The organism is Nocardioides kribbensis, assembly GCF_015070375.1.
In the GTDB taxonomy this organism is placed as follows: Bacteria; Actinomycetota; Actinomycetes; order Propionibacteriales; family Nocardioidaceae; genus Nocardioides; species Nocardioides kribbensis.
On record NZ_JADCLL010000008.1, the window covers coordinates 211,344 to 220,333 of the forward strand.

Annotated in this window: 12 protein-coding genes; 5 read left to right on the forward strand and 7 right to left on the reverse strand. The window is 75.2% G+C overall.

Going from position 1 to position 8,990, the window contains the following annotated elements:
* Nucleotides 1–6: 6 nt before the first annotated feature.
* Entirely contained in the window at nucleotides 7–852 is an 846-nt protein-coding gene (locus IR170_RS17050) for a Cof-type HAD-IIB family hydrolase (protein ID WP_319805138.1), read from the reverse strand.
* A gap of 145 nt (nucleotides 853–997) precedes the next feature.
* Here IR170_RS17050 and IR170_RS17055 point away from each other — a divergent pair, with 145 nt between their 5' ends.
* Nucleotides 998–1,594 (forward strand): response regulator transcription factor, encoded by a 597-nt coding sequence (locus IR170_RS17055; protein ID WP_193666081.1) that lies wholly within the window; start codon nucleotides 998–1,000, stop codon nucleotides 1,592–1,594.
* A 26-nt stretch (nucleotides 1,595–1,620) separates the two neighbouring features.
* Here the strand turns inward: IR170_RS17055 and IR170_RS17060 are convergent, their stop codons facing one another.
* Nucleotides 1,621–2,223, reverse strand: a complete 603-nt coding sequence (locus IR170_RS17060; RefSeq protein ID WP_056903278.1) for a flavin reductase family protein — start codon at nucleotides 2,221–2,223, stop codon at nucleotides 1,621–1,623.
* Nucleotides 2,224–2,281: 58 nt separating this feature from the next.
* On the opposite strand from IR170_RS17060, the gene IR170_RS17065 reads away from it, so the two are divergent.
* Entirely contained in the window at nucleotides 2,282–2,569 is a 288-nt protein-coding gene (locus IR170_RS17065) for a DUF1330 domain-containing protein (RefSeq protein WP_056863260.1), read from the forward strand.
* Nucleotides 2,570–2,689: 120 nt separating this feature from the next.
* On the opposite strand, the gene IR170_RS17070 is transcribed toward IR170_RS17065, so the two are convergent.
* Together IR170_RS17070 and IR170_RS20075 are read right to left on the reverse strand one after the other, a co-directional pair.
* On the reverse strand, nucleotides 2,690–4,039 hold the full coding sequence (locus IR170_RS17070; RefSeq protein WP_227489469.1) for an FAD/NAD(P)-binding protein: 1,350 nt from the start codon (nucleotides 4,037–4,039) through the stop codon (nucleotides 2,690–2,692).
* A gap of 87 nt (nucleotides 4,040–4,126) precedes the next feature.
* Nucleotides 4,127–4,258 (reverse strand): hypothetical protein, encoded by a 132-nt coding sequence (locus tag IR170_RS20075; protein ID WP_264674845.1) that lies wholly within the window; start codon nucleotides 4,256–4,258, stop codon nucleotides 4,127–4,129.
* Between the two features lie 71 nt (nucleotides 4,259–4,329).
* Here IR170_RS20075 and IR170_RS17075 point away from each other — a divergent pair, with 71 nt between their 5' ends.
* The gene (locus IR170_RS17075) at nucleotides 4,330–5,379 is read left to right on the forward strand and encodes an NAD(P)/FAD-dependent oxidoreductase (protein ID WP_193666084.1); all 1,050 of its coding nucleotides are present in this window, start codon (nucleotides 4,330–4,332) and stop codon (nucleotides 5,377–5,379) included.
* On the opposite strand, the gene IR170_RS17080 is transcribed toward IR170_RS17075, so the two are convergent.
* Entirely contained in the window at nucleotides 5,364–6,035 is a 672-nt protein-coding gene (locus IR170_RS17080) for a TetR/AcrR family transcriptional regulator (protein WP_193666087.1), read from the reverse strand. The two genes, IR170_RS17075 and IR170_RS17080, sit on opposite strands and share 16 nt — an antisense overlap.
* Nucleotides 6,036–6,221: 186 nt before the next feature.
* Between IR170_RS17080 and IR170_RS20455 the strand changes: the two genes are divergently transcribed.
* Together IR170_RS20455 and IR170_RS17090 are read left to right on the forward strand one after the other, a co-directional pair.
* A complete protein-coding gene (locus tag IR170_RS20455; RefSeq protein ID WP_056863264.1) occupies nucleotides 6,222–6,893 on the forward strand; it encodes a helix-turn-helix transcriptional regulator in 672 nt (223 codons plus the stop codon).
* Nucleotides 6,894–7,196: 303 nt separating this feature from the next.
* Nucleotides 7,197–7,697, forward strand: a complete 501-nt coding sequence (locus IR170_RS17090) for a ribonuclease H family protein (protein ID WP_235557518.1) — start codon at nucleotides 7,197–7,199, stop codon at nucleotides 7,695–7,697.
* 138 nt (nucleotides 7,698–7,835) lie between these two features.
* On the opposite strand, the gene IR170_RS17095 is transcribed toward IR170_RS17090, so the two are convergent.
* Both IR170_RS17095 and IR170_RS17100 read right to left on the reverse strand, forming a co-directional pair.
* Entirely contained in the window at nucleotides 7,836–8,537 is a 702-nt protein-coding gene (locus IR170_RS17095) for a LutC/YkgG family protein (RefSeq protein ID WP_193666089.1), read from the reverse strand.
* Nucleotides 8,530–8,990: lactate utilisation protein LutB domain-containing protein (locus tag IR170_RS17100; protein WP_193666091.1), on the reverse strand; the 461-nt coding region annotated here is incomplete at its 5' end. The genes IR170_RS17100 and IR170_RS17095, both read right to left, overlap by 8 nt.

Here is an 8,990-nt window from a genome sequence, read left to right on the forward strand (position 1 = left end):
GCCGGCTCAGAGCCCGAGCAGGCGGCGCAGCGTGGTGATCACGCCGTGGTCGAGGTGGGAGGGGGCGCGGTAGCGCGCCCGGGCGAGCACCTCGGGGTGGGCGTTGTCCATGGCGAAGGACAGGCCCGCGGCGTCGAGCATCTCCAGGTCGTTGAGGTAGTCGCCGAAGGCGACCGTCTGCTCGGCGGAGACCCCGAGCTCCTCCTGGAGCCGGCGCACGGCCACGCCCTTGTCGACCCGGGGGTGCATCACGTCGACCCAGTGGGCGCCGGAGACGACCACCTGGTGGGTCTCGCCGAAGTCGGCCAGCGCGGGCGCCGTGCCCTCCTGGGGGTCGGCGAAGCTGAAGACGGCCACCTTCACCACGTCGTCGTCGACGGTGTCGAGGTCGTCGAGCTCGACCAGGGAGGCGTAGTAGGGGTCGACGTGGTCGAGGAAGGCCCGGTCGGTGCGCTCGACGTAGGCCGCGCGCTTGCCGCAGACCACCATGCCCAGGTCGTGGCCCTGCGCGGTGAGGTCGCGGCCCCGGCCCACGAGACGCGCGACGACGTCGGGCGCGAGGGTGGTGGAGCTGATCTCGGCCTCGTCGCGCACGACGTAGCTGCCGTTCTCGGCGATGAAGACCATGCCCTCGCGCGCCCGGTCGAACTGGCGCGCCAGCGTGGCGTACTGCCGCCCGCTGGCGGGGGAGAAGACGACGCCGCGCTCGCGCATCGCCTCCAGCAGCGGCCACAGGTCCTCGGGGATCCGGCCCTCGCCGTCGAGCAGGGTGCCGTCCATGTCGACGACGACGAGGCGCACGTCGGCGCCCTCGGGCAGCGGGGAGGTCGGGTCGGCGACAGCGGTGCTCACGCCACCAGGGTCCCAGCCGGGCCGGTCCGGCCGGCGGCCGGGGCCGTGCGACCCTGGGCCCCCGGCGTCGCCCTGGCTAGGGTGGGCCCGACCGCCCGGGGCCCAACCACGACCCCTCCCGGCGGTCGCTCTGGTCGGAGTCCCCATGCCCTCCCCGGCTTCCGGGCACCGTGTCGCGCCGGTGCTCCTCGCTCCCGTGGCGCTGCCCCCGCTGCTGCTCATCGGCCTCGACGGCGTCGTGCGCCGTCACGCCTGCCGCGTCGCGCTGGCCCCCGCGGTCTCGCCCCGCCCGCCCGACGTGGCCGTCTTCGAGCCGTCCTCGCTGGACGACCGCGCGGCCGACGCGGTGCTGAGCTGCCCGTCCCTCGCCCTGAGCTTCGACACCAGCCCCTGGGGCCTGCGGCGGGCGCGCTCGCTGGGGGCCGACGAGGTGCTGCCCGTCTCGGTCGACCCGGCCGAGCTGGTCGCCGCCGTCGAGCGGCTGGCCCGGCGGCGCGACGAGCCGGCGCCCGGTGGGTCCGACCCGGCCCCGCTCCCCGGCGCCCTGTCGGGGCGCGAGCACGAGATCGTCTGCCTCATCTGCGACGGCCTGTCCAACGCCGAGATCAGCCGGCGCCTCTACCTCAGCATCAACTCGGTGAAGACCTACATCCGCTCGGCCTACCTCAAGATGGGCGTGACCAGCCGCTCGCAGGCCGTGCTGTGGGGCGTGGAGCACGGCTGCTCCCGGCTCTCGGACTGAGCCGGCGCAGGGAGCCGGCTCGCGGCTCAGCGGGCGATCTCGGAGGGGTCGCCCGGGCGGCGTACGGCGCGCGTGGGGCCGGGCAGGCCCCAGTCGGGGCCGCCGAGGCGCGAGACCGGCTGCATCCGGTCGTAGGACGGCAGGCCGTCGACCACGACGTCGTCCTCGACGCTGATCCACACGACCTCGCCCAGCACGAGGGTGGAGGACCCGAGGTCGACGGTGGAGTGCAGGCGGCACTCGATCGATGCCGGCGAGGCCGCGACCGCGGGCGGGCCGACGACGGTGCTGGGGCGCATCTCGACGCCGAGCTCGGCGGCCTCGTCCTGGTCGGGGGCGAAGCGGGCGCTGCTGTCGTTGACCTGGTCCATCAGCGGCAGCGTGGCCACGCTGACGGTGAACTCGCCGGTCGCCACGACGTTGCGCAGGGTGTCCTTGTCGCCGATCGAGGCGAAGGCCACGACCGGCGGGTCGGCGCAGACGACGGTGAAGAAGGAGTGGGGCGCCAGGTTGCCGACGCCGTCGGCGGAGCGGGAGGCGACCCAGGCGATGGGCCGGGGCACGACCAGGGACGACAGCAGGGCGTAGGTGTTGGTGTCGTCGCTGCGGGGGTCGAAGTCGGTGCGCACGCGTCCAGCCTGCCAGGGGCGACCACGCCCGCCGGGGGCGGTGCGCCACCATGGGGCCATGCCTGCCTACTGGATCAGCACCTACCTCGAGATCACCGACCCCGAGAAGCTCGCCGCCTACGCCGAGCTCGCCGGCCCCGCCATCGTCGGCGCCGGCGGCCGCTTCCTGGCCCGCGGCCTGCCCGCGAAGGTCTACGAGGCCGGGCGCGAGCAGCGCTCGGTGCTCGTGGAGTTCGAGTCGGTGGAGGCGGCCGTGGCCGCGCACGACACCCCGGCCTACCAGGAGGCCCTCGCCGCACTCGGCGACGGCGCCGTGCGCGACCTGCGGATCGTGCCCGGGGCCTGACGGATCCCCGTCGACGTTGTTGCACATGATGCGCAACAACGCCTAGTCTGCGAGTGGTCGCTCGCGACCCCTCCATCGGCTCGGCGTCCCGTTCGGTCGCGCGGCGGGACGCCGAGCCGCTCAGCCGGCCAGGAGCAGGTCGGCCAGCTCGGCGGCCTGTGAGCGGATCTCGGGCACCGCGGTGGTCTCCCACAGCGCACCCTTGCGCGGCGGGCCGACCACGTGCAGCCCCGGCACGAGGTCGCCGTCGGCGCGCAGCACCGCACCCTCGGGCGTGCAGCGCACCCCGAGCCCGAGCGGGTCGCCCACGACCAGGCCCCGCCGCCGCAGCGACGCCAGCAGAGGCGAGGTGGTGGCGTCGAGGTCGGTGGTGGGGCCGGTGCAGTTGACGACCGCGTCGGCGACCACGGCCTCGCCGCCACCCCCGGGCGTGACCCGGCACCGCGTGCCGAGGTCCTCGACGCCGGCGAGGCCGCCGCCGACGACCTGCAAGCGACCGGCGTCGACGTACGCCCTGATGCGCGCGGCCACGTCGGGCGCCATGCGGTGGCGCAGCACCTCCCAGTGCCGGGCGTGGCGGCTGAGGAAGCAGCGTCGCTCGGAGCCCTCGAGGCGGGTCCAGGTGCGCTGGGTCGCCCCGCGCAGCCCGTCGACGACCGAGCGCCAGCAGACGCCGTGGTGGCGGGCGCGCGCGATCTGGCCGACCACGTGGGCGGCCAGGCCGTCGGCGGTGAGCGGGCCGCTCGGCATCGGGGTGGCCCAGCTCGTCGAGCACGGCGACGGCAGGTGGGAGTGGGGCAGCAGGCCCGTGCGGCTCAGCATCACCACGCGACGCGCCGGGTGGTCGCCGAGCAGGCTCAGGGCGGCGTCGACCGCGGTGAGCCCGCTGCCCACCAGCACGACGGTGGCGTCCTGGGGCAGTGCGGCGAGGGCGGCGGCGTCCCACGCCGAGCCGACGTGCCAGGGTGCGTCGGGCACGGCGCCCTGCTCGGTGCGCAACGGGCGCGGCTCGAGGTTGCCGTAGGCCAGCACCGCCCGGTCGGCCTCGGTGGTGGCGTCGCGGCCGCGCACGAGGAAGCGCCCGCCGCTGGCGGGGGCGACGTCGACGACGCTCTCGCGGCGCACCTCGAGGGTGGCCACCGAGGAGCGGCGGCTCTCCTCGAGCACGTCGGTGAGGTAGTGGGCCCAGGTCGCGCGCGGCAGGAAGCCCACGGGGTCGCTCGGCCGGCCGGTGCGCTCGGCCCAGGCCACGAGGTGGCCCGGCTCGTCGGGCAGCGCGCTCATGTCGCGGCTGCGCACGTTGAGGAGGTGGCGCCGGTCGGTGGTGCGGTAGGCCACGCCGCGCGCCGGCACGGGGGCGGGCTCGTGGAGCACGACCCGGAGGTCGGGGTCGGTGGCGCGGCGCAGCAGGTGGGCGGCGGTCAGGGCGCCGCTGGCGCCGCCGCCGACGACGGAGATCGTGGTGGGCATGGGGGGCCTCCTCGTAGGTCGTTCACACTCAACCCTACTCGATTACTCGACTTACAAGGTTTTCGGCGCGAGGAGGCCCGGCGCGGGTCAGCGGCGCATGCGGGGCAGCAGGTAGAGCACGGCGAAGGCGATGGCAGCGATCACGACGAGGACGACGAGGATCTTCATGAGGACTCCTGGGGTCGGGCCGTGCGGCAGTGCACGACGGGGGCCCACCATGGCACGCCTGCCCTCCCGATCGGGTCCTCGCGGGTGAGGGGCGCGTCGAGGTGGCAGAGCAGGGTGGGGTGATGAGCACCGCTGCGACGCACCCGACCACCCCGTCGACCCCGGTCGCGGGCCCCGTCGTCGTGGTGGGGGGCGGGCTGTCCGGCATCGCCTGTGCCCGCGCGCTCCACGACGCGGGGCGCGAGGTCGTGGTCGTCGACCGCGGTCACCGCATCGGCGGGCGCATGGCCAGCAAGCGCCTGGAGGGGCGGCCGGTCGACACCGGGGCGTCCTACCTCACCGTCTCCGACCGCCGCTTCGCCGAGGTCGTGGAGGCCTGGCGTGTGGCGGGCCTGGCCCACCGCTGGACCGACACCTTCTCGGTGCTCGAGCCCGGCGCCGACCCGAGCGCCAAGGAGGGTCCGGTGCGCTGGGGCACCCCCGGCGGCATGCGCAGCCTGGTCGAGGCCCTGGCCGAGGGTCTCGACGTACGCCGCGGCGCCGTGGAGCGCGTGGAGTCGGGCGACGACGGTCTGCGGGTGGTGGCCGACGGGGTCGACCTCCCGACCGCGGGCGCGGTCGTGCTGGCCATGCCCGACGCACAGGCGGCTCGTCTGCTCGGGGGCGACCACGGCGCGGTGGCCGCGCGCCTGACCCGGCCCTCCGAGCCGGTGATCGCGCTGGTGGCCCGGTGGCCCGAGCGCGCCTGGGACTCCGCGGCCCCGGGCGGCGCCTTCCACGGCGCCTTCGTCAACGGCGACGACGACGTGGCCTGGATCGCCGACGACGGGCGCCGGCGCGGCGACGACGCCCCGGTGCTGGTCGCGCACTCGACGCCCGCGCTCGCCGCCCGGCACCTCGACGACCCGGCTGCGGCCGGGCCTGTGCTCGTCGCGGCGCTGCGCCGACTGCTCGACCTCCCGGAGCCGGCCTCGACGCTGGTGCACCGCTGGTCGCTGGCCAAGCCGACCGGGGAGCGGGCCGAGCCGTGCCTGCTCGCGGAGGTGCCGGGCGGTCTGGTCGGCGTCTGCGGCGACGGGTGGGGGCCGCAGTCGAAGGTGGAGGGCGCGTGGCTCTCCGGCACCGCCCTGGCCGAGGCGCTGCTGCGCCTGCCGGGTCAGTCCTCGCGCTGAGCTCCGGCGGCGACAACGAGGGCGTCGTCGAGGTCGAGGCCGACCGTCTGGAGCATCACGGCCACGTGCAGCGCCTCCGGGTCGAGCCCGGTGACGGCGTCGACCTCGCCGCGCTCGCCGGCCAGGGTGCGTCGCATCATCGCGACCGCACCCCCCACGACGTGGGTGACGGTCGACTCGGGGTCGGGCGAGCGGAAGCGGCCGGCCGCGATGCCGTGGGCGAGCAGCCGTCGGGCGTAGGGCGCCATCGCGCCGTTGACGGGGGTGTCGGCGTGGTTGAGGTGGACCAGCAGGCGCGCGAACCCCGGGTCGGCCAGGGGCAGTCGCACCACCCGGCGCACGACCCGCGCGGCGGTGACCGCAGGGTCCTCGCCCGCGGTGCCGGGATCGGCGGTGTCGGGGTCGTCGGGCCCGTGCACGGCGGAGGCCACCAGCTCGGCCATCGTCTCGGCGGCGATGGTGGCGACGAGGTCGTCCTTGGAGCCGAAGTGGTTGTAGAAGGACCCCAGGGCCACGCCGGCGCGCTCGGTGATCTCCTGCACGCGCAGCCCGGAGACCCCTCGCTCGGCCACCAGCGAGCGCCCGGCCGCGACGAGCTGGCTCCGGGTGCGCGCCCGTCGGCGCGCCACCGCCTGCTCGTGCTCCGTCGCGCTCATCGGGCCCAGTATGGACCGGCGCGACGGCCCGGCCGGCCCGCTCGGCGGGACGTGGTGGCGGGCTTACGGCGTACGCCGGGTGTTGGTGATGTGTCATGCATATGTCATGGTGGACCTCATTCAGATGGGTGAGGACCGCGTGGGCGGTGCTGACCTGCGCAAACTCCAGGCAGTAGGTTCGAGCCCGTGATCGTCTCCACGCCCATCCGCGCCACCCTGGTCGACGACTACGCCGTCGTCGCCCCGGGCGTCCGACACCTGCTCCAGCCCTACTCCGACCGCATCGTGCTGGTCGACCTCGCCGATGCCCTCGCAGACCCGCGCTCGGTCGACGTCGTGCTCTACGAGCCCGTCGGCCTTCGCGAGAGCGACCACGAGAGCCTGCAGCGCCTCGTGCACGTCGGCGGCGCCCGCGCCGTGGTCTTCACCTGGCGTGACCAGGCCCAGCACCTCGCCGGCGCCGCCTCGCCCGGCAGGCTCTCCAAGGCCCTCCCCGCGGCCGACCTGGTCACAGGTCTCGAGCGCATCCACCGCCAGCAGCCCGGGCGCCCCGGCCAGCCCGGCGCCGCCGGTCAGCACCGGCCGGTCGACCGCACCCCCCACGGCGCGCTCAGCGGCAACAGCGCCACCGCCGCGCTCTCGCTGACCCCGCGGGAGGCCGAGATCCTCGCCCTGATCGTGCAGGGCTACACCAACGTCGAGATCGGCAAGAAGCTCTACCTCTCGATCAACTCGGTGAAGACCTACGTGCGCGGCGCCTACCGCAAGATCGACGTCACCCGGCGGCCGCAGGCGGTGGCCTGGGGCATGCAGAACGGTCTGGGCGGGGTCTCGACCTCACCCGACCACGTGGCCTGACCGGCGTCCGCGGGGCGGACCAGACCACCGTGGGCCCCTCGTGGCCCGCGCCCCCAGGGGCCGCGCGCCTTTACTCTCACCCCCAGGGGTGAAAGTGCCGGGAGGGCTCGTGCGGAGGCCGATGTCGGGTTATATTTCTCTTGTCTTCATCTTCACCACCGCGGGTGACTTCTCACCAGCACCGGGTGACACGCAAGACGAGTAGCGCTCAGGGGGTGCCTACCCACAGACGCGCTTCGGGCGGCGGATCCATCGGATCCGCCGCCCGAAACCATTTCCGGGGCGTGTGTCAGGGTGTCCGGCGTGCCGACCACCTCCCGCTCGTCCTCCCGCCCGTCCTCCGCCCGCACCCGGCGTCCCGCCAAGCCCGCGATGGTCGCGCCGCCCGGCGCTCGCCAGGTGTTCACCGACGGGGCCTGCTCGGGCAACCCGGGCCCTGGCGGCTGGGCCTGGGCCCTCGACACCGCGGTGCACGCCTCGGGCGCCGAGCGGCCCAGCACCAACCAGCGCATGGAGATCCGCGCCGCCCTCGAGGCCGTGCTGGCCCTGGAGGGCCCGCTGGTCGTGGTCAGCGACTCGACCTACGTCGTCCACTGCTTCCGCGACGCCTGGTGGAAGGGGTGGCGCCAGCGCGGTTGGACCAACACCGCCCGCAAGCCCGTCGCCAACCGCGACCTGTGGGAGCCGCTGGTCGACGCGGTGGAGGCCCGCGGCGACGTCGTCTTCCACTGGGTCAAGGGCCACTCGGGCCACCCGATGAACGACTTCGTCGACCGGCTCGCGGTGGCGGCCAGCAAGGGCTGACGGCTGTGCGGGTTTCACCGGCTGGCTGGCGAAACCCGCACCTGTCGGCCCACGCGTCGGCCGACAGGTGCGGGTGTGGGCCGACAGGTGTGGCGGGTGGTGCCGGTGGGGCGGGCCGCTCGGCGGCCGGCAGGGGGTTCAGTCGACGAGCAGGACGTGGAGGGTGCGGGGGCCGTGGACGCCTTCGACGCGGTCGAGCTCGATGTCGCTGGTGGCGCTGGGGCCGCTGATCCAGGTGAGGGGTCGGGTGGGGTCGAGGAGGTCGATGGCGTCGGGGACGTCGGCGACGACCTGGTCGGTGCGCACGATGCAGAGGTGGAGGTCGGGCACGAGGGTGATCGCGCGGCGGCCTTGGTCGGGGGTGTGGTCGAGGACGATGGTGCCGGTCTCGGCGATGCCGAGGCGGGCGGCGGTGACCACGGCCACGCAGGCGTCGAGGTCGGCGGCGCTGAGCAGGCCTGCGCCTTCGTGGTCGGAGTATGTCTGGGGAGTGGGGTTGTCGACCACGGCTCGTGGCACGGGTACGTCGAGCCCGGCGGGCACGACCACCCGGCCCTGGGCCGGTAGGGCGGCGGCGATGCGCTCCTCCAGCTCGGCGGCGGTGCAGCGCTCGACCACCGCGCGGTAGTCGGCGACGCGTGCGTCGAAGAGGTCCACCAGCGCGGCGTGGGCACCCTCGTGGGTCGCCGGGGTCGCGCGCGGCGCCACCACCGGTGAGGCGTCTGCGGCCTCGGGCACGACGTCGCCCAGCGCGGCGCGCACCCGGGCGAGGATCTCCTCGCGCGCCGAGCCGGGTCCCGAGGTCGGCTGCGGGGTCGGTGCGGTGGCGGGATCAGTCATCGGCCGGTCCTGTCTGCGTTGGGCCTGCCTGTGTCGCACCGGGCTGGTCCTGTCCGGGCGAGGGCTGTTCGGCGGGTCCTGTGGGGGTGCGTCCGCCGTTGGTGCGTTGCCACCAGGCGCGGAACGACTCGGGAGGTGGGGCGGGTAGGTCGCGGGCGCCGGTCCAGGCGGCGCCGGGCCCGGGGAGGCGGCCGGCGGTGGCGCGGCCGCCGGGCAGCGAGGTGCGTGAGAGGCGGGCCAGGGCCTTGCCCGAGAGACCGGAGGCCTTCTCGACCAGGCCGAGGCGGCGGGCGTCGGTGAAGGCCCAGGCGGCGGCCTTCATGGCCACGGCCTCGGCCTTGGGCACCCGGTCGCCGCGGTGGCCGTCGACGACCTTGGAGCGCAGGTGGACCAGCACCTCGGGGATGTCGATGCGCACCGGGCAGACCTCGAAGCAGGCTCCGCACAGCGAGG